Annotated in this window: 24 protein-coding genes; 19 read left to right on the top strand and 5 right to left on the bottom strand. The window is 62.4% G+C overall.

Annotated features, from left to right (window positions below; translation table 11 throughout):
- Positions 1 to 2: 2 nt before the first annotated feature.
- Positions 3 to 1,196 (bottom strand): aminoacetone oxidase family FAD-binding enzyme, encoded by a 1,194-nt coding sequence (locus DQW77_RS08890; RefSeq protein ID WP_113257861.1) that lies wholly within the window; start codon positions 1,194 to 1,196, stop codon positions 3 to 5.
- Positions 1,197 to 1,306: 110 nt separating this feature from the next.
- Here DQW77_RS08890 and DQW77_RS08885 point away from each other — a divergent pair, with 110 nt between their 5' ends.
- The 16 genes from DQW77_RS08885 to recN all read left to right on the top strand — a co-directional run bounded on the left by DQW77_RS08885 (position 1,307) and on the right by recN (position 17,738).
- Entirely contained in the window at positions 1,307 to 1,831 is a 525-nt protein-coding gene (locus DQW77_RS08885) for a peroxiredoxin-like family protein (RefSeq protein WP_113257934.1), read from the top strand.
- A gap of 149 nt (positions 1,832 to 1,980) precedes the next feature.
- A complete protein-coding gene (ftsW, locus tag DQW77_RS08880; protein ID WP_113257860.1) occupies positions 1,981 to 3,147 on the top strand; it encodes a putative lipid II flippase FtsW in 1,167 nt (388 codons plus the stop codon).
- On the top strand, positions 3,144 to 4,250 hold the full coding sequence (locus tag DQW77_RS08875) for a glycosyltransferase (RefSeq protein WP_113257859.1): 1,107 nt from the start codon (positions 3,144 to 3,146) through the stop codon (positions 4,248 to 4,250). Before ftsW ends, DQW77_RS08875 begins: the two co-directional genes overlap by 4 nt.
- Entirely contained in the window at positions 4,247 to 5,644 is a 1,398-nt protein-coding gene (gene murC, locus DQW77_RS08870) for a UDP-N-acetylmuramate--L-alanine ligase (protein WP_113257858.1), read from the top strand. Before DQW77_RS08875 ends, murC begins: the two co-directional genes overlap by 4 nt.
- 4 nt (positions 5,645 to 5,648) lie before the next feature.
- Positions 5,649 to 6,836 (top strand): APC family permease, encoded by a 1,188-nt coding sequence (locus DQW77_RS08865; protein WP_113257857.1) that lies wholly within the window; start codon positions 5,649 to 5,651, stop codon positions 6,834 to 6,836.
- Positions 6,836 to 7,078, top strand: a complete 243-nt coding sequence (locus DQW77_RS08860) for a DUF2484 family protein (RefSeq protein WP_113257933.1) — start codon at positions 6,836 to 6,838, stop codon at positions 7,076 to 7,078. Before DQW77_RS08865 ends, DQW77_RS08860 begins: the two co-directional genes overlap by 1 nt.
- Positions 7,079 to 7,164: 86 nt before the next feature.
- Positions 7,165 to 7,440, top strand: coding sequence for a hypothetical protein (locus DQW77_RS08855; RefSeq protein ID WP_147094950.1), 276 nt, complete (start codon positions 7,165 to 7,167; stop codon positions 7,438 to 7,440).
- Between the two features lie 131 nt (positions 7,441 to 7,571).
- Positions 7,572 to 7,835: a hypothetical protein gene (locus DQW77_RS08850; protein WP_181711221.1), complete on the top strand. Its 264-nt coding sequence runs from the start codon at positions 7,572 to 7,574 to the stop codon at positions 7,833 to 7,835.
- 174 nt (positions 7,836 to 8,009) lie between these two features.
- Positions 8,010 to 8,969: a UDP-N-acetylmuramate dehydrogenase gene (gene murB / locus DQW77_RS08845; RefSeq protein ID WP_113257932.1), complete on the top strand. Its 960-nt coding sequence runs from the start codon at positions 8,010 to 8,012 to the stop codon at positions 8,967 to 8,969.
- An 81-nt stretch (positions 8,970 to 9,050) separates the two neighbouring features.
- Complete coding sequence (locus DQW77_RS08840) at positions 9,051 to 9,929, top strand: D-alanine--D-alanine ligase (RefSeq protein WP_258523800.1); 879 nt, start codon at positions 9,051 to 9,053, stop codon at positions 9,927 to 9,929.
- Positions 9,917 to 10,792: a cell division protein FtsQ/DivIB gene (locus tag DQW77_RS08835; RefSeq protein WP_258523799.1), complete on the top strand. Its 876-nt coding sequence runs from the start codon at positions 9,917 to 9,919 to the stop codon at positions 10,790 to 10,792. Before DQW77_RS08840 ends, DQW77_RS08835 begins: the two co-directional genes overlap by 13 nt.
- Positions 10,789 to 12,123 carry a cell division protein FtsA gene (ftsA, locus tag DQW77_RS08830; RefSeq protein WP_113257852.1) on the top strand — a complete coding sequence of 445 codons (1,335 nt, stop codon included), beginning with the start codon at positions 10,789 to 10,791 and terminating at the stop codon, positions 12,121 to 12,123. Before DQW77_RS08835 ends, ftsA begins: the two co-directional genes overlap by 4 nt.
- 174 nt (positions 12,124 to 12,297) lie before the next feature.
- The gene (gene ftsZ, locus DQW77_RS08825; protein WP_113257851.1) at positions 12,298 to 13,953 is read left to right on the top strand and encodes a cell division protein FtsZ; all 1,656 of its coding nucleotides are present in this window, start codon (positions 12,298 to 12,300) and stop codon (positions 13,951 to 13,953) included.
- A gap of 212 nt (positions 13,954 to 14,165) precedes the next feature.
- On the top strand, positions 14,166 to 15,086 hold the full coding sequence (gene lpxC, locus DQW77_RS08820; protein WP_113257931.1) for a UDP-3-O-acyl-N-acetylglucosamine deacetylase: 921 nt from the start codon (positions 14,166 to 14,168) through the stop codon (positions 15,084 to 15,086).
- Between the two features lie 120 nt (positions 15,087 to 15,206).
- Entirely contained in the window at positions 15,207 to 16,061 is an 855-nt protein-coding gene (locus DQW77_RS08815; RefSeq protein WP_113257850.1) for an outer membrane protein assembly factor BamD, read from the top strand.
- Between the two features lie 24 nt (positions 16,062 to 16,085).
- Positions 16,086 to 17,738, top strand: a complete 1,653-nt coding sequence (gene recN / locus DQW77_RS08810) for a DNA repair protein RecN (protein WP_113257849.1) — start codon at positions 16,086 to 16,088, stop codon at positions 17,736 to 17,738.
- Between the two features lie 73 nt (positions 17,739 to 17,811).
- Here recN and DQW77_RS08805 read toward each other — a convergent pair whose 3' ends face one another.
- The 4 genes from DQW77_RS08805 to DQW77_RS08790 all read right to left on the bottom strand — a co-directional run bounded on the left by DQW77_RS08805 (position 17,812) and on the right by DQW77_RS08790 (position 20,738).
- Positions 17,812 to 19,455 carry a CTP synthase gene (locus DQW77_RS08805; protein ID WP_113257848.1) on the bottom strand — a complete coding sequence of 548 codons (1,644 nt, stop codon included), beginning with the start codon at positions 19,453 to 19,455 and terminating at the stop codon, positions 17,812 to 17,814.
- A gap of 160 nt (positions 19,456 to 19,615) precedes the next feature.
- On the bottom strand, positions 19,616 to 19,978 hold the full coding sequence (secG, locus tag DQW77_RS08800; protein WP_113257847.1) for a preprotein translocase subunit SecG: 363 nt from the start codon (positions 19,976 to 19,978) through the stop codon (positions 19,616 to 19,618).
- Positions 19,979 to 20,063: 85 nt separating this feature from the next.
- A complete protein-coding gene (locus DQW77_RS08795; RefSeq protein WP_113257846.1) occupies positions 20,064 to 20,285 on the bottom strand; it encodes a hypothetical protein in 222 nt (73 codons plus the stop codon).
- Positions 20,286 to 20,342: 57 nt separating this feature from the next.
- A complete protein-coding gene (locus tag DQW77_RS08790) occupies positions 20,343 to 20,738 on the bottom strand; it encodes a DUF6524 family protein (RefSeq protein WP_113257845.1) in 396 nt (131 codons plus the stop codon).
- A 141-nt stretch (positions 20,739 to 20,879) separates the two neighbouring features.
- Between DQW77_RS08790 and DQW77_RS08785 the strand changes: the two genes are divergently transcribed.
- The 3 genes from DQW77_RS08785 (at position 20,880) to DQW77_RS08775 (ending at position 23,568) form a co-directional block, all read left to right on the top strand.
- Positions 20,880 to 22,172 carry an adenylosuccinate synthase gene (locus DQW77_RS08785; RefSeq protein ID WP_113257844.1) on the top strand — a complete coding sequence of 431 codons (1,293 nt, stop codon included), beginning with the start codon at positions 20,880 to 20,882 and terminating at the stop codon, positions 22,170 to 22,172.
- Between the two features lie 15 nt (positions 22,173 to 22,187).
- The gene (locus tag DQW77_RS08780) at positions 22,188 to 22,418 is read left to right on the top strand and encodes a DUF2842 domain-containing protein (RefSeq protein WP_113257843.1); all 231 of its coding nucleotides are present in this window, start codon (positions 22,188 to 22,190) and stop codon (positions 22,416 to 22,418) included.
- 166 nt (positions 22,419 to 22,584) lie between these two features.
- Complete coding sequence (locus tag DQW77_RS08775) at positions 22,585 to 23,568, top strand: Ldh family oxidoreductase (RefSeq protein ID WP_113257842.1); 984 nt, start codon at positions 22,585 to 22,587, stop codon at positions 23,566 to 23,568.
- Positions 23,569 to 23,586: the final 18 nt, after the last annotated feature.

The raw sequence follows: 23,586 nt of genomic DNA, 5'->3' as shown, positions 1-23,586 counted from the left end.
GATCACTGCCGGCGGCGTGCGGCTATCGCCTGACCGGCGGCCACGCCCGAGGACCAGGCCCACTGGAAGTTGTACCCGCCGAGCCAGCCCGTGACATCCACGGCTTCGCCGATCACGAAAAGTCCGGGTATGTGCCGGGCTTCGAGCGTCCGGGACGAAAGCCCGTCCGTGTCCACTCCGCCAAGCGTGACCTCGGCCGTGCGGTAGCCCTCGGTTCCGGACGGCAAGAGTTGCCAGTTGGACAGGCCGGCGCAGAGACGCTGCAGCGTGGCATCCGATTGATCTGCAAGGTTGCCCGAAAGAGCGACACCGCTGAATTCGGCCAATGAATCTGCCAGGCGGTTGGGAAAATGGTGCGAAAGCTCGGTCGTGATCCGGTGACCGCCGGCACGGGTCCGACGGGTGCGCAACCTGTCGTAAAGGGTGCCGTCCGGATCGAGGTTCACCGTGATCGTGTCACCTTCGCGCCAGAATGAGGAAATCTGCAGCATGGCTGGTCCGGAAAGGCCGCGATGGGTGAAAAGCAGTGCTTCGTCGAACTGACCGTGCCCGGCCGCCGCGCGCACCGCTACCGAAAGACCGGCGAGCGCGGCGAAGCGCCTGTCCGGGAAGGTAAAGGGAACCAGCGCGGGGCGTGTATCGGTAACGTTCAGGCCAAAACGCGTCGCGATGTCATAGGAAAGACCTGAAGCGCCCATTTTGGGGATCGATTTGCCGCCCGTCGCCAGAACGAGATGTCGCGCCGTCACCTGGCGGCGTTCCCCCGCGTGATCTATCACGGCTGAAAATTGCTGCCCGTCATGGGTGAGTTCGGCCAGTGTCGCGGACAGCCACAGAACCCCGCCCGCCGCGTCCATTTCATGGCGCAGCATGGCGATGATCTGGCCGGATTTTCCATCGCAGAAAAGTTGGCCCAGCGTCTTTTCGTGCCACGCGATACCATGTCTTTCGACCAGGTCGACGAAATCCCACTGTGTATACCGGGCGAGGGCCGATTTGCAGAAATGGGGGTTTTGCGAAAGGAAATTCCCGGGGCCGGTGTGCAGGTTGGTGAAGTTGCAGCGCCCGCCGCCGGAAATACGGATCTTCTCGCCGGGCGCGCGTGCATGGTCGATCACCAGGGTATCCGGCCCGGCATGCGCCGCGCACATCATGCCGGCCGCACCGGCACCGAGGATCAGCGTTTCGACTTTCATGGTCCGCCTCTGCCTCAGCGCCAGCTGGTGGTCAAGTTTCCGTGAAGCGCTTGTAGTTGTGGCTTTCCGTGGACAGGCTGTCGAATGTCATGAAACGCGAGGTATCACAAATGCAGGGACTTCAATCCGGGGAAACCTTTCCGAAACTGGAAATTCCGAAATTGGGCGGGGGCACAATGACCCTGGGAGAGCCCGGGGGTGGCCGTGACTGGCAGATGGTCGTGGTGTACCGCGGGCTTCATTGTCCCCTGTGCAAGAAGTACCTAACCAGGCTGGAAGAATTGCAACCGCGGTTTCACGACGCGTCGGTGGATGTCGTGATCGTGTCCGGTGACCCGGAGGAGAAGGCGCGCGCGATGGCCGACGATCTGGGCCTGACCATGCCAATCGGCTACGGTATGCGGATAGACCAGATGCGTGCCCTCGGCGTCTATATCTCGGATCTGCGCGGGCCGCAGGAGACCGACCGGCCTTTCCCGGAACCGGGTGTTTTCGTCATCAATGAAAAGGGGCTCCTGCATCTGTTGGACATTTCGAATGCGCCCTTCGCGCGGCCTGATCTTGACGCGCTTGCCGGCGGCCTGGAGTTCATTCGTGGCAACGATTATCCGATCCGCGGCACGCATGCAGCATGAGCCGCGGCAGTCATGGCCTGTGTTACTTTGGCCATGACCCCGAAACGCGACTGGCATTCCCGCTTCCCACCGCGGAATTAGCCTGCTAGTCTCCTTGTCACAGACCCCGTTAAGGGGCGGGACATGAGGCAGCTTTCGGCGGTTCTTGAATGACGGAAATGGTCTATGGGTCGCTCCCTGTCAGGGACGGCGAGCCTGTATTGCCCAAGTGGTGGCGCACCATCGACAAGTGGTCGATGTCAAGCGTGCTGATCCTTTTCGGGATCGGTATTCTGCTTGGTCTCGCGGCCTCTCCGCCTCTGGCCGAGCGAAACGGCTTCGCCCCGTTTCATTATGTTCAGCGCCAAGCGATGTTCGGCGCGGTTGCGATGGCCGCAATGCTCCTGACCTCGATGATGAGCCCGGTTCTGGTGCGGCGCCTTGCCGTGGTGGGTTTTCTGGTCTCCATGCTCGCGCTGATGCTTCTGCCGGTGCTTGGTACAGATTTCGGCAAGGGTGCGGTGCGGTGGTATTCCCTCGGGTTCGCCTCGCTTCAGCCGTCCGAGTTTCTCAAGCCCGGCTTTGTCGTGGTGGCGGCATGGATGATGGCCGCGAGCCGGGAAATCAATGGGCCGCCCGGTCTGAGCCTGTCGTTGGCCCTCGCCCTGGTTATCGTGGCGTTTCTGGCCATGCAGCCCGATTTCGGGCAGGCCGCCCTTGTGCTGTTTGGCTGGGGGGTGATGTATTTTGTTTCCGGGGCTTCGATCCCGCTGCTTCTGGTACTGGCGCTGGCAACGGTGGCCGCCGGCGTGGTCGCCTATGACAGTTCCGAGCATTTCGCGCGTCGGATCGACGGATTCCTGTCGCCGGAACTGGACCCCAATACACAGCTGGGCTTTGCGACCAACGCCATTCGCGAAGGGGGTTTTTTCGGGGCCGGGGTCGGGGAAGGCGAGGTCAAGTGGAAGCTGCCCGATGCGCATACGGATTTCATCATAGCGGTGGCAGCGGAGGAATACGGCCTGATCCTGGTGCTGATCGTCATCGCCTTGTATACCGGGATCGTGGTTCGTTCGCTTCTGAGATTGATGCGAGAGCGTGATCCCTTTACCCGGCTTGCCGGCTGTGGATTGGCGGCCATGTTCGGCGTTCAGGCAATGATCAACATGGGGGTTGCGGTTCGGCTTCTGCCAGCGAAGGGCATGACGCTTCCATTCGTGAGCTATGGCGGCTCTTCCCTGATTGCGGGTGGCATCGCGGTCGGTATGCTGTTTGCTTTCACGCGCAAACGGCCACAGGGGGAGATCGGGGATCTCTTGCGGGGTCTGGGGCGATGAACGGGCGCAAGCCAATGGTGATGGTCGCTGCCGGCGGCACCGGTGGGCACATGTTCCCCGCTCAGGCCCTTGCCGAGGTCATGCTGCGCCGGGGATGGCGCGTGAAGCTGAGCACCGATCCCCGCGGTGCCCGTTTCGCCGACGATTTTCCCCCGGCTGTCGAGATCTCGCAGATTTCCAGTGCATCCTTCGCGCGTGGTGGCATGGCGGCAAAGGCCCTCGCGCCTTTCCGCATTGCAGGCGGCGTGATCGGGGCTGCGCTGCGGATGTCGCGCGAGCGCCCCGATGTCGTGGTGGGGTTTGGCGGATACCCGACGATCCCCGCTCTTGGGGCAGCGTGGATCCTGCGCAGGCCCCGCATGATCCACGAACAGAATGGTGTGCTGGGCCGTGTGAACCGGATTTTCGCCAGCCGGGTCGACCGTGTCGCGTGCGGGATATGGCCCGGGGATATGCCGGCCGGCGTCGAAGCGGCACATGTGGGCAACCCTGTGCGAGCAGATGTGCTGGAACGGGCCGGGGCTCCGTACATTCCGCCGGGCGACTATCCGATGTCGATCCTCGTCATGGGGGGAAGCCAGGGCGCCCGCATCCTGTCCGATGTGGTTCCCGAGGCCATCGCGGCGCTGCCCGCCGGGAGGCTGCGCGATCTGCGAGTCAGCCATCAGGCGCGCGAGGAGGATCTGGATCGTGTCGAGACGTGTTACGCGGCAGCCGGTGTCGTTGCGGATGTGCGGCCATTCTTCCGCGACGTCGCGGCCCGGATGAGCGAGGCGCAGCTGGTCATCAGCAGGGCAGGCGCCTCCAGCGTCGCGGATATCTCGGTGATAGGGCGACCTTCGATTCTCGTGCCCTATGCCGCGGCGGCCAATGATCACCAGTCTGCCAACGCGAGCGGCCTTGCCAACGCCGGTGCCGCGATCGTCATCCCGGAGTCGCGGTTCAAGGCCGAAACCCTTACCGAGCAGATCGAGATGGTGCTTGGCCACCCCGAGGGCGCCGCGGAAATGGCACATGCGGCGATGTCGTGTGGCTTGCCCGATGCACCCGAGCGTTTGGCGGACATGGTCGAGACGCTGGCCGATGGAGGACGCGACGCATGAATGCGGCAACCAAGCTTCCCGGTGATGTCGGCCCGATCCATTTCGTCGGTATCGGCGGGATCGGGATGTCCGGCATAGCCGAAGTTCTTCTCAACCATGGGTATGATGTGCAGGGGTCCGACCTGAAACAATCGGATCTGACACGGCGGCTTGCGCGGGCCGGTGCGAGGATCTTTGTGGGTCAGAACGCCGACAATCTCTTGGATGCCGAGGTTGTTGTCATCTCCAGCGCCATAAAGCCCGGCAATGCAGAGCTTGACGAAGCGCGCCGGCGCGGCCTGCCCATTGTCAAGCGTGCCGAGATGCTGGCAGAGTTGATGCGGCTGAAATCGAATATCGCTGTCGCCGGCACTCATGGAAAGACGACGACGACAACGATGGTGGCCGCGCTTCTGGATCATGGGAATTTCGACCCCACGGTGATCAATGGCGGGATCATCCATGCCTACGGGTCGAATGCGCGGGTGGGGGGCGGCGAATGGATGGTCGTGGAGGCGGATGAAAGCGACGGCACCTTCAACCGACTGCCCGCCACCATCGCGATCGTCACCAATATCGACCCCGAGCATATGGAACATTGGGGTGATTTCGAATCGCTTCGGCGCGGGTTCCATGACTTCGTGAGCAACATACCGTTCTACGGGCTTGCTGTTTGCTGCACCGACCATCCCGAGGTACAGGCGCTGGTCGGAAGGATCACGGACCGGCGTGTCGTAAGCTATGGTTTCAACGCGCAGGCCGACGTGCGAGCACGGAATCTGCGGTATCGAAACGGCATCGCGCATTTCGACATCCGGCTTCAGGCGGAGGGCAAGCGGATCGACGGGTGCAGCTTGCCGATGCCCGGCGACCACAATGTCAGCAATTGCCTCGCGGCGGTGGCCGTGGCCCGGCACCTGGGCATGAAACGTGAACAGATCCGCGAGGCGCTTGCCGAATTCGGGGGCGTAAACCGACGTTTCACCAGGGTCGGCGAGGTCAACGGTATCACCATAATCGACGATTACGGCCACCACCCGGTCGAGATCGCGGCGGTCCTGCGGGCCGCGCGGCAGGCCACCGAAGGGCGCGTTATCGCCGTGCATCAGCCACATCGCTATTCCCGCCTGAGCACCCTTTTTGATGACTTCTGCGCCTGTTTCAACGATGCGGACGTAGTGGGCATTGCCGAGGTCTATGCCGCCGGAGAGGCGCCGGTACCGGGGGCAAGCCGCGACGATCTCGTGGCTGGTCTGGTTCGCCACGGTCATCGCGCGGCGCATCCGATCGAGACCGAGGCGGACCTGGCCCGTCTGGTCCGTGCCGAGGCGCAGCCGGGTGACATGGTGGTCTGTCTCGGCGCCGGCACGATCAGCGTCTGGGCCAACAACCTGCCGGAAATTCTCGGGGAGTAGCTTGATGCCTGACGATGCACTCAAACGCCGCATAGGACCGGTCCTTTTGACCACCTATGGGGTGGGAGTCATGGTTGGGGCGGGCATCTACGTGCTTGTGGGGGCGGTGGTTGGTGATGCCGGTATATGGGCACCGCTCGCTTTTCTGGTGGCGGGGCTGGTTGCCGCGCCGACGGCTCTTGCCTATGCGGAATTCTCGACCCGTCTGCCCGAGGCGGCGGGCGAGGCCGTGTACGTGGCAAAGGGGTTGAAAGCGCCCTCTCTCGGCATCGTCGTGGGACTCGGGATCGTGATAGCTGGCACCGTTTCGGCCGCCGCGGTTCTGCGTGGCGGGACAGGCTATTTACTGGCCGTTCTGGATTTGCCCTTCACCTTGACGGTGATCTTCATAGGGCTCGTCCTTCTGGGGGTGGCCGTGGTCGGTGTCCTGGAAAGCCTTGCCCTGGCAGCGATTTTCACCGCGCTCGAAGTCTTTGGGCTCGTCATGGTCGTTTCGGCAGGGTTCACCGCGCCGGCCACGGCGGATTTCACTGCTCCCGGGCCGATTGTCTGGACGGGCATCGGCGCCGGCGCGGTTCTGGCCTTCTTTGCCTTCATCGGGTTCGAGGACATCGTCAACATGGCCGAAGAAACCCCGGATCCCGTGCGCAACCTGCCGCGCGCGATCCTCTGGTCGCTGGTCATCACGATCACGCTTTACGTGGCGGTCACGATCGCCGCCGTGCGCGTTGTTCCGCTGGGGCAGCTTGGTTCGAGCGAACGCCCCTTGCAACTTGTCTGGCAGGCCGCGCATGGCGGCGGGGGCGCGTTTCTCGCGCTAATAGCGGTGGCCGCGGCCCTGAACGGAGTTCTGGCGCAGATGGTGATGGCCGCGCGGGTCTTGTTCGGACTGGGCCGACGCTCCGATGCGTTCTCGATGTTTCATCATGCCCACCCGCGTTTCGGGACCCCGGTGCTGGCAACTGTCATGGTCGGGTCCGCGGTGATCATCGGGGCGCTGGCCCTTCCCGTCGCGCGGTTGGCCGAGGTCACGTCCACCGTCTTGCTGGTGGGTTTCGTTCTTGTGAACGCGGCCCTCATCTCGATGAAGCGCCGCGAACCGGAGGCGCCCTTCATGGTCCCGATGGGGGTGCCGGTGTTCGGACTCGTGGCCGCGCTGATGGCCCTGGCAATGACATTCGCGGGGAAATGATGCCGATTTCGCTGATACTTGCATTCCTGTGGGCGATCCTTGCCAACGTTATCGCGATGTTTCCCAGCCGCGACAGGCACTGGACAAACGCCTATCTCCTGATCGCCATCGGTGTGCCGATCCTGGGATTCGTGACCTACCAGACCGGGCCGGTAGCCGGGCTTTTGTGCCTTGTTGCCGCGATGTCGGTACTGCGGTGGCCCATGATCCGGCTGTGGCGGCTGGTTTCTAGGCGGCGGTGAGGGACGATATCCGGCGGCGGGTCACGGCTCCCCTCGGCCACGCGGAGGTCGGACGTGAAGGAGAGTTGGAAAGGCTGGAGACCGGTATGACGAGCGCCTTGTCACAGGTGGCCATGATGCTTCTCGCCGCGGTCCTGACCGGACCCTGGACATTCGCCTGCCTGAATGAATGGCGCGAGCGGCGGCGCGTGGCGATCACCAGACTTGCCTTCCTTTTCGCCCCGGCCGGCGTGTTGGGTGCGCTGAAAACCCTGGCTCTGGAGGGCAGGATCGCGCTTTTACTGGTTTCAATGGCGCCGGGGCTGCTCGCTGGGATGGCAATCGGTGCGGTGACGGGTGTCATCTGGTATCGTGATCTCTGATGTCGTGAAGCCTGCGCCCGCCATCGGCCTCCGCGGGCTGTCTGCCGTCGCAACACGCTGAGCCGCGCGGAGGTTCTTGCGAAGGCGCAATTTGACTGGACTTGATCCGGTCCCGGTGAATAATGGCCTTCATGGTCTATGTCGTTCCGGTCCTGTGTTTCGTGATCCCGTTGATCATCGGGGTTCTCGCAATGCGCCATGGCATTGGCTGGGCCGTGCCGGTTTTGGCGCTGCTGCTGATTGCAGTCATGGTCTGGGCTGTATGGCAGGGACGCCAGGTTCGGGGTTGGGATGGAATCGGGTATGCGATCCTCGCATTTCTGATGGCCGCGCCCGGTGCTCTCGGAGTTCTGGCAGGGGGTGTGATCGGCTGGTGGCGGCGCCGGAGGACATAGCTGGAACGATTTTCTCAACGACGACTGTGCGGCAGGCAAAACCGGATCTCGGATCGGCCCGACGCTTGATGGTTCGGCCCTTGCACGCCAAGCCCGGGCCTGTGGACGCTGCTTTTCACCCGGATGGCGGGACCGGGACTTTACCTTGCTGCCCGCTGCGGGCAAAACCGGCGCATGACCCGATTGCCCACGCCCCGCGGCAGACTGACCGCAGACCGGCCGCTTTGCGATCTTACCTGGCTGCGTGTCGGTGGGCCGGCGGATTGGGTTTTCCAACCGGCGGACACCGACGACCTGTCCCGGTTCCTTGCCGCGCTTGACGAGGACGTCGTGGTGTTTCCGATCGGTGTGGGCTCCAACCTGATCGTGCGCGACGGCGGCTTGCGCGCGGTGGTGGTCCGTCTGGGCCGCGGGTTCAACAGCATCAGTATCGAGGGCAACCGGGTCATCGCGGGGGCGGCCGCGCTGGACGCCCATGTTGCGCGACATGCGGCACAGGCCGGGATCGACCTGACCTTCCTGCGGACCATTCCGGGGGCTGTTGGCGGGGCGGTGTGCATGAACGCCGGGTGTTACGGAACCTACATCGCGGATGTGTTCGTCGAGGCGGAGGCGGTGACCCGGTCGGGCGACATCGTGACGCTGACGGCTTCGGACCTGAATTTCCGCTACAGGCACACCGATCTGCCGCACGGCTGGATCGTCACGCGGGCGGTGTTCGAGGGGCCGGCGGGCGACCCCGATGCGCTTGATGCGAAGATGGCTGCGCAACTGGCGAAGCGGGACGAGACACAACCGACGAGGGAGCGCACGGCCGGATCCACCTTTCGTAATCCGGCCGGTTATTCCTCGACCGGCCGCGCCGATGATGTGCATGATCTGAAGGCCTGGAAAGTGATCGAGGATGCCGGGATGCGCGGGGCGCGACTCGGTGGCGCGCAGATGAGCGCGAAGCATCCGAATTTTCTTGTCAACACGGGAACGGCCACCGCCGCCGACCTCGAAGCCCTGGGCGAGGAGGTGCGAAAAAGGGTTTTCCAAAGCAGCGGAATAGAGTTAGTCTGGGAAATCATGAGGGTCGGTGAACCGGCTCCCGACCGCCCGGCGCAAGACGCCGGCGACGGTTTTGAATAGACAAGGATCGCAAAACGATCCGATATATTGAGGCAAAAGGTGGTTTGTTCGAGCAGGACAACCCCGATTGTGGCGGTGATAATGGGCGGCCCCTCCGCAGAACGGGAGGTGTCGCTTTCCACGGGACGTGAATGTGCCGCCGCACTGAGGGACGCAGGCTTTGAGGTGGCCGAGGTCGATGCCGGCCACGACCTGTGCGCGCGCCTTGATCAGATCCGGCCCCGGGCCGTTTTCAATGCACTGCATGGCAGGTGGGGCGAGGACGGTTGTGTCCAGGGCCTGCTGGAATGGATGCAGCTTCCCTACACGCATTCGGGTGTGCTGGCGTCGGCGCTCGCCATGGACAAACAGAAAACGAAAGAGGCTTACCGGGCCGCGGGCCTGCCTGTTGTCGAAAGCATCCTTGCCCGCGCCGACGAGGTGCGACGCCGTCACGTTCTTTCGCCGCCCTATGTGGTCAAACCGAATAACGAAGGGTCGTCGGTTGGTGTCTACATCGTACGTGAAAAGGCCAATGCACCGCCGCTGCTGGACGATGACATGCCGGAGGTGGTGATGGTCGAGGCGTTCGCGCCGGGACGCGAACTCACCGTTACGGTGATGGGCGACCGGGCGCTGACCGTGACGGATATCATCACCGACGGATGGTATGATTATCACGCCAAGTACACTGCCGGTGGATCGCACCACGTCGTTCCGGCAGAGGTGCCGCCCGAGATATTTCGATCCTGCATGGACCATGCCTTGACGGCGCACGAGGTGCTGGGCTGCCGGGGGCTGAGCCGCACTGATTTCCGCTGGGATGAACACCGCGGACGGGACGGCCTGATCCTGCTGGAGACAAATACGCAGCCGGGGATGACACCGACCTCGTTGTCGCCCGAGCAGGCGGGTCAGGTCGGGATATCCTTTCCCGAACTGTGCCGCTGGATGGTGGAGGACGCGTCGTGCAACAGGTGAGATCCCGTCACGACCCGGCGCCGTCGCGGCTGCGCTACAGGTTGCACAGGCTGATGCTGACGCCCCTTTTCAGGCGCTTTCTTCGGGTGGGCATCCCATTTTGCCTGAGCTTCGGGCTCGGGGTCGCCTATCTTTCCGAGCCGCGCAACCGCGAGGCACTGATCCTGACATTTGCCGAACTTCGTCATCAATTCGAAACGCGCCCCGAATTCATGGTCCGGTTGCTGGCAGTCGAAGGGGCGAGCGACGGGGTGGCAGGCACCGTGCGCGAACTGTTTCCCTATCCTCTCCCTGTCAGTTCATTTGATCTTGATCCCGATGCGGTGCGCGGATTGGTCGAAGATCTGCCGGCTGTCGCGGCGGCCTCGGTGCGTATTCGTCAGGGGGGAGTGCTTGAACTCGACATCGAAGAACGCCAGCCCGCGGCGCTTTGGCAGCGGGAAAACGGGCTGGCGGTGATCGACCGGCAGGGTGTGATCATCGGCAAGGTGGACTCGCGCGACGAAAAGCCGGCGCTTCCGCTGGTCTCGGGCGAAGGCGCGGGAGAGGCGATTGCCGAAGCGTTGGCATTGAACCGGGCCGCGGCGCCCCTCGGCTCGCGCCTGCAAGGGCTGGTGCGCGTGGGAGAGCGCCGTTGGAATGTCGTCCTCGACCGGGATCAGCGCATTCTTCTACCCGAGAAACAGCCGGCACGGGCGTTGGACAGGGTGATCGCGCTGAGCGAGGCACAGGACCTCATGGCGCGGGACATTGCCGCCGTGGACATGAGGCTGTCGGAACGGCCCACGGTGCGGATGAACGGGAATGCCGTGGAACATTGGTGGCGCGTTCGCAGACTTGTGGCGGAGAAGGAGGGCCGATGATCGAGCTTTATGAATCGCAAAGGACGATGCGGCAGATGCGCCGTGCGGCAATGCAGCGTGGTGTCGTGGCGGTGCTCGACGTTGGAACGTCAAAGATCGCATGTCTTGTCCTGCGCTTCGACGGGCGTGACCGTCTTGCCGAAGCCGAGGGCATTGGTGCGATGGCCGGGCAGGCGGGCTTTCGCGTCATTGGCGCCGCGACCACGCGGTCGCGCGGGGTACGTTTCGGCGAGATTGACGCGATGGCGGAAACCGAACGCGCGATCCGCACCGCGGTACAGGCAGCGCAGAAGATGGCCCAGATCCGGGTGGATCACGTGATCGCCTGCCTGTCGGGTGCCGGGCCGCGATCTTATGGATTGGACGGGACCGTTGAGCTGGAAGGCCATACCGTGACCGAACAGGATGTGAGCCGCGTTCTCGCGTCCTGCGATATGCCCGATTACGGCGCCGGCCGCGAAGTGCTTCATGCGCAGCCCGTAAATTTCGCGCTCGATCACCGCACCGGCTTGAGTGATCCGCGCGGCCAGATGGGGCAGTCGCTTTCGACAGACATGCACATGCTCACCGTTGACGCAACGGCCGTTCAGAACCTCGCATATTGTATAAAGCGCTGTGATCTGGAACTGGCCGGCTTGGCGTCTTCGGCCTACGTTGCGGGGATTTCCTCGCTCGTGGAAGACGAGCAGGAACTGGGAGCGGCCTGCATCGACCTCGGGGGCGGCACGGCGGGGCTCTCGATCTTCGTCAAGAAACACATGATTTATGCCGACAGCGTGCGCATGGGTGGTGAGCATGTGACCGGGGATATTTCCATGGGGCTTCAGGTGCCCGCTGCGACGGCCGAGCGGATAAAGACATTCTATGGCGGTGTTGTCGCGACGGGGATGGATGACCGGGAAATGATCGAGATCGGTGGTGACACCGGTGATTACGAGCATGACCGCCGCACCGTCAGCCGGGCCGAACTGATCGGTATCATGCGCCCTCGCGTGGAAGAAATCCTCGAAGAGGTTCGCGCACGTCTGGACGCGGCCGGCTTCGACTGTCTTCCCAGCCAGCAGATCGTGCTGACGGGCGGTGGCAGCCAGATACCCGGCCTGGACGGGCTTGCAAGCCGCATTCTGGGACAGCAGGTGCGGCTTGGCCGGCCGCTGCGGGTGCATGGCCTTCCTCAGGCCGCGACGGGCGCCGGGTTTGCCGGAGCCGTGGGCATGTGCCTTTTCGCAGCCAATCCTCAGGACGAATGGTGGGATTTTGACCTGCCCGTGGACAGGTACGCAACGCGCCCTCTGAAGCGTGCGTTCAAATGGTTCAGGGACAACTGGTAACCGCAAAATGTACCCAATTCGGCGATATGGCGCGAAAAAGGAGCAAAAAACGAGCATATATGGTGTGTTTCGAGTGTTTTTTTCGTGACGCTGCGGGGCGTGATCGGTAATAATGGGGTTAACAGGCAGAAAAACGGCCCGCGAATGTGGGCGCAACAGCAGGCGGACAGAGCAATGACACTTAACCTGACGATGCCAGGACGGGATGAACTCAAGCCCAGGATCACCGTGTTCGGTGTTGGCGGGGCTGGCGGAAACGCAGTGAACAACATGATCGACAAGGCGCTTGACGGGGTCGATTTTGTCGTCGCGAACACGGATGCGCAGGCCCTTCAGCAGGCTCAGGCACAGAACCGGGTTCAGCTTGGTGTCAAGGTCACCGAAGGATTGGGTGCCGGGGCACGGGCCTCGGTCGGTGCGGCCGCGGCGGAAGAAAGCATAGAACAGATCGTCGATCATCTTGCCGGATCGCACATGTGTTTCATAACCGCCGGAATGGGCGGAGGCACCGGCACCGGCGCCGCGCCGATCATCGCGCAAGCCGCCCGGGAGCTTGGGGTGCTGACGGTGGGTGTTGTCACCAAGCCGTTTCAGTTCGAGGGAAGCAAGCGGATGCGCCAGGCCGAGGAGGGTGTCGACGCCCTTCAGAAGGTCGTGGATACGCTGATAATCATACCCAACCAGAACCTTTTCAGGCTGGCCAATGAAAAGACGACCTTCACCGAAGCGTTCTCGATGGCCGATGACGTTCTTTACCAGGGGGTCAAGGGTGTGACTGATCTCATGGTGCGTCCGGGCCTCATCAATCTCGATTTTGCCGACGTCCGTGCGGTGATGGACGAGATGGGCAAGGCCATGATGGGCACCGGCGAGGACAACGGCGAGGACCGCGCGATTCAGGCCGCGGAAAAGGCGATTGCCAATCCGCTTCTGGACGAGATCAGCCTTCAGGGGGCCAAGGGCGTTCTTATCAATGTCACGGGCGGTCATGATCTGACCCTTTTCGAACTCGACGAGGCAGCCAACCGCATCCGCGAGGAAGTTGACCCGGAAGCCAATATCATTGTCGGCTCCACCCTGGATGCCGCCATGGAGGGAGCGATGCGTGTAAGCGTCGTGGCCACCGGGATCGATGCGTCCGAGATCGAGACCGATATTCCTGTTCCCCGCCGGTCGCTGGCACAGCCGCTTCAACCGGCGCAGAATGTGCAGCCCGCCCCCGAACCGGAGCGATTGAGCGAAGCCGCTGCCGAGCACACGGCCGAAGAGCCCTCGCTCTTCGGAGGGATCGACGCGGAGCGCGCCGCGGCGGAAGATCAGATGGAAGACATCTTCGAACCCGAGGCCGCGCAGGGGCACGAAAGATCGGCCGAGCATGCATCGGTCGAGACGCGGGGTCAGCACTACGCGCAGGACAGCGCCGGTGATGACCTTCCGCCGCCGGCTTATGTGCCGCGGGAAGAACCGGCCGCGGCTTATGGTGGTCAGGAAGAAGACGAGCTTGAGGAATTCGTGGCCCCACAGGCGCCGCGCCCCGGTTCACCGTCGCCGGAAACCCTCGAGAGATTGCAGGTGGCCGTGGGCCGCACGCGCGGGCGTCAGGCCGAAGCGCAGCGCGAAGAGCCGCAGGCCGAAAAAAGCCGGTTCGGAATCAACTCGCTTTTCAACCGCATGACCGGGCACGGGTCTGAATCAGAGCAAACGGCCCAGCAACGTCCCGCCCGTCAGCAACCTGTGATGAAGGCGCAACAACCTGCGGCGCCGGAACCGGAGGAAGAACCTGACGAACAGATCGAGATTCCGGCTTTCCTTCGTCGTCAGGCCAACTGAACGCGATCGGACCTTTCGCAAAAGGGCCGCTTTCGAGCGGCTCTTTTCATTTTTGACCTCCTCATTTGCGGCGGGTCGGCAGAATCCCGCCCACGGCCGGCCGGCCCATGTTTCAGGACGTTGCAAAGTTTGAGTTGAGCGTGCCCCGGTCCGCTTCTAAAGAAAAGGTTATCCTGTGGGGATGGGATCTGCTGCGGAATCAGGGGGATTGTTTGCAGACGACGATCAAGTCATATGTTGCTTTCGACGGGGTAGGCTTGCATTCCGGCCTGCCTGCGAGGGCGCGGATATTGCCGGCGCCTCCCGACCATGGCATCTCTTTTCGTCGGGGCGATCTGGGGCCGGATGCGGCGCCGATCCCGGCGCTCTGGAACCTGGTCGAGCAAGCGCCCCTTTGCACCCGTCTGATCAACCACGACGGCGTATCGGTGTCCACTGTTGAACACGTGATGGCGGCCTTGGCCGGCTGCGGCGTGCACAATGCGGTGGTGATCGTCGATGGCCCGGAACTGCCCATTCTTGATGGCAGTTCGGCCACCTTCGTCCGGGGGATCCTCAATTGCGGTTTGCGCACATACGATGCCCCCGTGCGCGCCATTCGGGTGACAAGACCGGTTGAAGTGACACGCGGCGACGCGCGGGCGCGCCTTGTTCCGCACGACACGCTTCTGATCGAGTTCGATATCGCTTTCGAGGACGCCGCCATCGGCAACCAGAGAAAATCGCTCAATATGTCGAATGGCAGCTTCGTGCGGGAATTGTGCAGCAGCCGCACGTTCTGTCGCAAGGCGGATGTCGACATGATGCGCGCGAACGGTCTGGCCCTTGGTGGCACTCTGGAGAATGCAGTGGTCGTTGACGGTGAACGGGTGCTGAGCCCCGGTGGCTTGCGCCACAGCGATGAGGCTGTGCGCCACAAGATGCTTGACGCGCTTGGGGACCTGGCGTTGGCAGGGGCGCCCTTGCTGGCGCATTATCAGGGCTCGCGGGCCGGCCACGCGTTGACCAACACCTTGCTGCGTGCGCTGTTCACACGGCCAGATGCATTCGAAGTGGTTGAGTGTGATGCCGAAATGTGCGCGCGCCTGCCAGGTGCCGGGGTTCACATGGGCGAGATGCCTCAGGTCGCGTGACGCGGCCTTTCTCTCGGGGCGGATTTGCGCCAAGGTCGTTTTGCCTTGCCGATTTCTGTGCTAGCACCACCCTGAAGACTCGTCTACAAATCCGGCATCTGATAAGAAGGTTTACCCAGCATGACACTCGGCAGGTCGTGGACAAAACTGGTTGTAGTGATGCTTGTCGGCCTTTTCATGGCCGGATGCACGGCCAAGGATAGCGGGAAAGCCTCCCGCGGAGAATTGGACTACGAGAAGTTTTCCGCCGAACAGATATTCGAGCGTGCCGAATACGATCTTGCGAACAATGAGCCCGAACTTGCAGCCAAGAGCTTTTCGGAGGTCGAGCGTCTCTACCCGTATTCGGCATTGGCAAAGCGCGCGGTGATCATGCAGGCGTTTGCCTATCACGAGGCAAAGGATTACGCCAACAGTCGCTCGGCGGCGCAACGCTATATCGATTTCTATCCGACAGATGAAGATGCGGCCTATGCTCAGTATCTTCTGGCGTTGAGCTATTATGACCAGATTGACGAGGTCGGCCGTGACCAGGCGCTGACGTTCGAGGCGCTCCAGGCGCTTCGCAAGGTTATCGAGGTATATCCGGACAGCGAATATGCCCGTTCCGCGATCCTGAAGTTCGATCTGGCCTTCGATCATCTGGCCGCCAAGGAAATGGAGGTCGGGCGGTACTATCTGCGCAGGGATCACTTTACCGCGGCCATCAACCGGTTCCGCACAGTCGTCGAGGACTTCCAGACAACATCCCACACGGCCGAGGCGCTGCACCGGCTTGTCGAGTCCTACCTTTCGCTCGGGTTGACCGACGAGGCGCAAACAGCCGGGGCAATACTGGGTCACAACTTCCGCGCAACCGAATGGTACGAGGACAGTTATGCGTTGCTGTCTTCAAGGGGCCTGACCCTGGAGGCGAAGGGCGACAACTGGTTGCGGCAGATTTATCGCCAGATGATCCAGGGCCGCTGGCTGTAGGAATCGGTCTCTGAGGGGGGCAGGGTGCTCAGAGGGCTCGACATCCGCGACATGCTAATCATTGACCGGCTGGAACTGGGGTTCGAGCCGGGCCTGAACGTATTGACCGGTGAAACAGGGGCCGGAAAATCAATACTTCTGGATTCGCTGGGTTTCGTGCTGGGGTGGCGCGGTCGTGCGGAACTGGTTCGGCAGGGCGCCACCCAGGGCGAAGTGCAGGCCTGGTTCGATCTGACACCCGATCACCCGGCACGCGACGTCCTGAAGGAAGCCGGGTTGCCCGATGCGGGAGACGAGTTGATCCTGCGCAGGATCAACACAACCGATGGCCGCAAGACCGCATGGGTCAATGACCGGCGTTGTTCGGGCCAGGTGCTGCGGACGTTGGCCGAGACTCTGGTCGAGCTTCATGGACAGCAGGATGATCGTGGTCTTCTCAACGCACGCGGGCACCGCGAATTGCTGGATGCGTATGGCGGGCTCTTCGAAGAGAGGGCCGCGGTGCGCGCTGCGTGGCGTGCGGTCCGCGCCGCGCGGCAGGAACGTGATGCGACGGCGGAACAACTTGAAACCGCACGCAGCGATGAAGAGTTCCTGAGGCACTCTCTGGCTGAACTGGAGTCACTTGCGCCACAACCGGGCGAAGAGGCGGACCTGGATTCGCGCCGTCGCATGATGCAGGCTGCCGAACGTATCAGTGCCGATATCGTAAAAGCCCGGGACGCACTTGGCGGAGAGGGGGCAGAAGGGGCCGCGGGCAATGCGCTCCGCTGGCTTGAAGGCGCAGCGGAACATGCGGAGGGGCAGCTTGACGCGCCGATCGCGGCTATCGGGCGGGCGCTGGTGGAACTGGATGACGCCTTGAACGGCGTGACACGCTGCCTGGAGGTTCTGGAGTTCAACCCGCAAGACCTTGAACAGGCGGAAGAACGGTTGTTCGCGATAAGGGCCCTGGCACGCAAACACGGAGTGGCGCCGGATGACCTGGCGGGGTTGGCGGCGCATCTTCGGTCACGTCTGGACGCGGTCGAAAGTGGGGACACCGAGCTTGCGGCGCGGGACGCTGAGCTGCGGGAGGCGCAGACCGTCTATACGAATGCTGCCGAAAAACTGGGCGCCGCACGTCGCGGTGCGGCTGCCGCGCTGGACCGCGCCATGACCGCTGAACTGGCGCCGCTCAAGATGGAGCGTGCGGTATTCACAACGGGGATCACGGCTTGCGACCCGGGGCCCGACGGCACGGACGAGGTTGCATTCCTTGTCGCCACCAATCCCGGCGCGCCGGCCGGTCCGCTTGCGCGCATTGCGTCCGGTGGCGAATTGAGCCGGTTTCTTCTGGCCCTCAAGGTGTGTCTGACGGGCACGGAAAGCGGCCGTACTCTCATTTTTGACGAAATCGACCGGGGTGTTGGCGGTGCGACGGCGGACGCGGTTGGGCGCCGTCTGGCAAACCTGTCTCACGGTGGTCAGGTTCTGGTTGTCACTCACTCTCCTCAGGTGGCGGCGCTGGCATCGCATCACTGGCGGGTGGAGAAGAACGTGACCGACGATGAAACACTTTCGACGGTGAGTCCGCTTGGCCCTGACGAAAGGATCGACGAGATCGCGCGGATGCTGTCCGGCGATACCGTCACCCAGGAGGCACGCGCCGCAGCGCAAGCCCTGATGACCGATTGAGGTGCGCTCAAGCCTCAGGTGGGGAAGCGGAGTTGGTTTTGCGGTTGTCGTGACGGGCCCGACAAACCGGGCGTCAAACGAGGCGCGAGGTTTCTACCGCGGCCCTGATGAAATCAGCAAATAGCGGATGCGGGGAAAACGGCTTTGATTTCAGCTCGGGGTGAAACTGGACACCAATGAACCACGGATGACCGGACCATTCGACGATCTCGGGCAACCTCCCGTCAGGTGACATCCCGGAAAAGGCAAGCCCTGCTTCTTCCAGTTTCTGGCGATACCTAGTGTCCACTTCGTAACGGTGGCGATGACGTTCGTCAATCTTCGTGGTGCCATAAATCCGCGACACGTTTGAGCCTTCGGACAGGATCGCGTCATAGGCGCCAAGCCGCATCGTACCGCCCTTGTCATCGTTGAGCTTGCGGCGGACTTTCTCGTTTCCCTGAACCCATTCCTTCAGATGATACACAACCGGTGTATACCGCTTTTGCCCCGCTTCATGATCGAACTCCTCGGAGCCGGCATCGGACAGGCCGGCCACGTTTCGGGCCGCTTCGATGACCGCCATCTGCATTCCGAGACAGATACCCAGATAGGGAATTTGCCGTTCCCTCGCGAATTGTGCCGCCTTTATCTTGCCTTCGGTTCCGCGCTCACCGAAACCACCGGGGACGAGGATCGCGTGGAAACCTTCCAGGTGAACCGCGGGGTCATCGGTATCGAAGACTTCCGCATCCACCCATTCCACATCCACCTTCACGCGATTTGCCATCCCTCCGTGGGTCAGTGCCTCGCGGATGGACTTGTAAGCGTCTTCCAATTGCACATATTTCCCGACGATCGCGACCTTGACCTCACCGTCCGTGTTGTGGATCCGGTCCGCGACATCCTTCCATACCCCGAGATCCGGTTTCGGGGCGGGAGAAATCGCGAAAGCATCGAGAACCGCCTGATCCAGCCCCTCCAGGTGATAGGCCAGCGGCGCCTCGTAAATGGAATTGAGGTCATACGCGGCGATCACGTCTTCCTTGCGGACGTTGCAGAAAAGACCGATCTTTTCCCGTTCCTTGTCCGGTATCGGCTGCTCTGAACGGCAGACAAGAACATCCGGCGCGATCCCGATCGAACGCAACTCCTTGACACTGTGCTGGGTGGGTTTGGTTTTCAACTCACCGCTTGCAGCGATCCACGGCAACAGTGTCAGATGCATGAATATGCACTGGCCGCGCTGGCGGTCCTGGCTGAATTGTCTGATTGCCTCGAAGAAGGGCAATCCCTCGATATCGCCGACCGTTCCTCCGATTTCACAAAGCATGAAATCGACCTCGTCTTCGCCGATGGCGATGAAATCCTTGATCTGATTGGTGACGTGGGGAATGACCTGAATTGTCTTGCCGAGGTAATCGCCGCGGCGTTCTTTTTCGAGGACATCCGAGTAGATGCGTCCGGAACTCACCGAGTCGGTCGCGCGCGCGGCGACGCCCGTGAAACGTTCGTAATGGCCGAGGTCAAGATCGGTTTCGGCGCCATCGTCGGTGACGAAAACCTCACCGTGCTCGAAAGGGCTCATGGTGCCCGGATCGACGTTCAGATAAGGGTCAAGCTTGCGCAGCCGAACGGAAAAACCGCGGGCCTGCAGGAGCGCGCCAAGGGCCGCCGATGCCAGACCTTTGCCCAGTGAGGAAACGACCCCGCCTGTAATGAAAACAAATCGAGCCATACGCCTGGCGTCCCCCGTGAAATCATGCTTTTGGTCAGACTTGAGCCGTCTGCCGTGTCAAAGCACCACGGGGCTCAAGCCTTAAAGGATTCGCGCGTCATGCGCAAGGTGACCGCAACATGCTGTTGCGATGGCGCGGCCGCCCTCAAATCGTTGTGGATCAATCGGCTTTGGGCACGAGCGGCGCCGTGTCGTCAGCAGACGGAGGAAGCAGATCACCCGCATCCGGCAGCGCAGGATCGGTGCTCTCCTCGCTCGGTGCGTCGGTGACACGATCCAGAACCGAAGAACCGGCTGAATTCTGCGCGGCGAAAATGGTCAGGGTCATCGAAGTGGCGATGAACGCGATGGCAAGAAGCCATGTCAGCTTGCCCAGTGCAGTGGCGGCCGCGCGGCCCGACATGGCACCACCGCCACCGCCGCCGCCCATGCCCAGCCCTCCGCCTTCGGAGCGTTGCAGCAACACGACCCCTATAAGCGCGAGCGCCAGAAGAAGGTGAACGATGAGGACGACATTTTCCATGCAGGATTGCCCCGTTTTGAGATGGACCGCGATGGCCGGTATCTATGCAAATCCGCACTGACCCGCAACCCGGCAATGCCGGGTATCAGGATCTGCGGCGTCTTCGCCGTGTCAGCCCGGCGGCATTGAGGAACCTGCGCCACCGCCGGCGCAGCGAGTCCGGGCCTTGCGCCGGGTATGATAAAGGGGTCTGCGCCAGCCGGTCAGCCTCGAAGATGTCGATCACACGCTCCGCACATCCGCAGCCTTCACCGAGGCCCACCTTCGCAAGGTAGAATGCGCGGAAATCTTCTCTGGGTCCGGTCATGGTGACATCCTAGCACGACGCGCCCCATCAGCGAAGGGGGATGCCGGTCACGGCGGGCTACTCGTCAATGTCGTCCATGTCGGACTGCCCGCTCAGGCGGCGGCGCACATGGCTCCAGTTGAGTCCGATACCCAGGACGAGCGAAAGCGACAACAGGCCGAGCCAGACATTCATCGACGTGTTTTCGAGTGTCAGGACACCATAATCATAGAGCACCCATAGCAGCGCTGCCACAAGCGCGAGGATCAGTCCCATTCCGAACGCACCGATGGATCGCAACGTCGCCCGCAGGTAAACGATATATCCAACCACAAGAACGAGGCCGAAAAGCACGGCCAGGGGCATCTGCTCGTCGAAGTTGTTGCGCGCCCAGCGGACGTAATTCCATTCGGTCGGATTGAAGGTGGCACTCAGAAGCCCGAGCGCCACAAGCCAACGCAGCACAAATCCCATCTCGTCCCCTCCGTATGAATATTCCCAAGATCTGCCGTTTTGCGTGCGTGGTGTCCAGCCCGGCAGACGATTTTGCGGTTTCACCCGGTAGGCGACGCGGCTATACCGGCGCCGGGTGATCGGCATGACAAGAGGAAAGCCATGGCCAATGTCGTTGTCGTGGGCGCTCAATGGGGCGACGAGGGAAAAGGCAAGATTGTTGACTGGCTGAGCGAAAGGGCGGATGTCATCGCGCGCTTTCAGGGAGGGCACAACGCCGGTCACACGCTTGTGGTTGATGGCACGGTTTACAAGCTGCATGCGTTGCCTTCCGGTGTTGTGCGTGGCGGCAAACTGAGCGTGATCGGAAATGGCGTGGTGCTCGATCCCTGGCATCTTGTTGGCGAAATGGCATCGCTGCGCGAACAGGGCGTGACGATAACGCCCGAAACCCTGATGATCGCCGAAAACACGCCGCTCATTCTGCCGATACACGGGGAGTTGGACCGTGCCCGCGAGAGCGCAAGTTCCGTTGCCAAGATCGGAACCACGGGGCGCGGGATCGGGCCTGCCTACGAGGACAAGGTGGGCCGTCGGTCGGTGCGGGTGGCCGATCTGGCAGATGACGCGACGCTGGAGGCGCGCGTCGACCGGGCCCTGGTACATCATGATGCATTGCGGCGGGGCCTGCAGCTTGCGCCGGTGGACCGGTCGAAACTCCTGTCGGATCTTCGCTCCATCGCGCCGGAAATCCTGCGCTTCGCCGCACCGGTCTGGAAAGTGCTGCGAGACAAGCGCAAGGCCGGGCGCCGGATCCTTTTCGAAGGCGCTCAGGGTGCGTTGCTGGATATCGATTTTGGCACCTATCCTTTTGTCACCTCCTCCAACGTGATCGCGGGACAGGCCGCAACGGGCACGGGCATCGGACCCGGGGCGATCGATTTCGTCCTCGGGATTGTCAAGGCCTACACAACCCGCGTCGGCGAAGGGCCGTTCCCGACGGAACTTGACGATGCAAATGGCAGGCGCCTTGGGGAAAGAGGGCATGAGTTCGGCACCACCACGGGGCGCAAACGGCGCTGCGGCTGGTTTGACGCGGTGCTCGTGCGCCAGACCTGCGCGACGTCGGGGGTGCATGGCATATCCCTGACCAAGCTCGATGTGCTGGATGGTTTCGATGTGCTCAGGATTTGCACCGGGTATGAACTTGATGGCAGGCGGCTGGACTACCTGCCGACCGCGGCGGACGAACAGGCCCGTTGCAATCCGATCTACGAGGATCTTCCAGGCTGGCACGAGAGCACGGAGGGCGCGCGCAGCTGGGCGGATCTGCCTGCCAACGCGATCAAGTATGTCCGCAGGGTCGAGGAGTTGATAGATTGCCCCGTCGCCCTACTGTCCACATCACCGAAACGGGAAGACACGATCCTGGTCAGGGATCCCTTTGCAGATTGATCCGGAAGGCATGACGTGAAACTGAGTTACAAAGCGCGGCGCCGTTGGTCACTGGTCATCCTTCTTGTCGGCTTGCCGGTCTACATCGTGGTTGCGATTTCTCTTGTGAACACTCTGGACCGCCCCAATGCTGCGTTGGAACTGGCCATTTACGCGGTCCTCGGGTTTCTCTGGATTCTTCCGTTCAAATTCGTGTTTGTCGGCATCGGCCAGGCCGATCCCGACGATGAGGACAGCGGACGCTGATCCCGGCATCTCGGCCGTCTCGCCTTTTGCCGATTGGCCTTTGATCGAGGGGGGGCGTCCATCGCCGAGGTGCTGTCATCGTTCCTGTAGTCCCCGTTCAGGAACCTTGTTGACCCCGTGCAGGACCGGTTTCAAGGTGAGACATCGAGAAAGGCAGGAGGACAGCATGATCGCTGTATCGTTGGACGATATCGAAACGGCGACCGTGGCCGCGCTGACCCGGCACGGGGCCGCCCGGTGGGTTGCCGAAGACGTCGCCCGCGCGGTCCGCAAGGCCGAGGCAGTGGGAAACCGGATTTGCGGATTGTACTATCTCGAAAGCTATTGTCGCCAGCTTGAGACCGGGCGGGTCAAAGGCGATGTGGAGCCGGCTGTGACGCGCGAACGCCCCGGTGTTGTGACGGTCGATGCCGGATTCGGTTTTGCGCAACCGGCTTTTTCACGCGGTCTGCCAAGTGCCCTGTCGGCGGCGCGCGAGTGTGGCGTGGCAAGTCTTGCCATAGGACACGCGCATACCTGCACCTCGTTGGGCTACTTCACCGAGAGGATCGCGCGCGCCGGGCTGGTTGGTCTGGGTTTCACGAACGCGTCGCCCATTGTGGCGCCACCGGGGGGCAAAACCCGCACGATCGGAACCAACCCGATCGCTTTCTCCGTGCCCGACCAGCAGGGAGGCATAGCCATGCAGTTCGACCAGTCGACCACGACTGTCGCGCTCGGAAAGATCACCATGGCCAAGGCAGCCGGTGAACCGATCCCGGAAGGCTGGGCAGTCGACGAGGACGGGCGGCCCACGACGGATCCCGAAGAGGCGCTCAGGGGCTCATTGGTCTCGATGGGCGGTTACAAGGGCTGGGGGTTCGGCCTTATGGCCGAGTTGCTTGCCGCGGGAATGACGGGGGGAATTGTCAGCCGCGAGGTCAGACCGCTCAAGGCGCCCGACGGCCCGCCACATGATCTGGGGCAATATTACCTGTTGATGGATCCCGACATCTCCGGCGTCTTCTTCGAGAGACTTCAGGAGGTTGCTGCGGGGGTTGCCGTGGACGAAGGCGCCCGTATGCCGGGGCAGGGCAAGCGGGAGGCCGATCCAGTGGAGCTGGACGACAAGGTCTGGTTACAGGTCCTGAATTTGGCAGGACAGGGATGAAATGACTGTGCTCCTGTC

It is taken from the genome of Roseovarius sp. TE539, assembly GCF_003298505.1.
Lineage (GTDB): Bacteria > Pseudomonadota > Alphaproteobacteria > Rhodobacterales > Rhodobacteraceae > Roseovarius.
The sequence above is the reverse complement of the archived record's forward strand: the minus strand, read 5'-3'. Positions and strand labels throughout refer to the sequence as shown.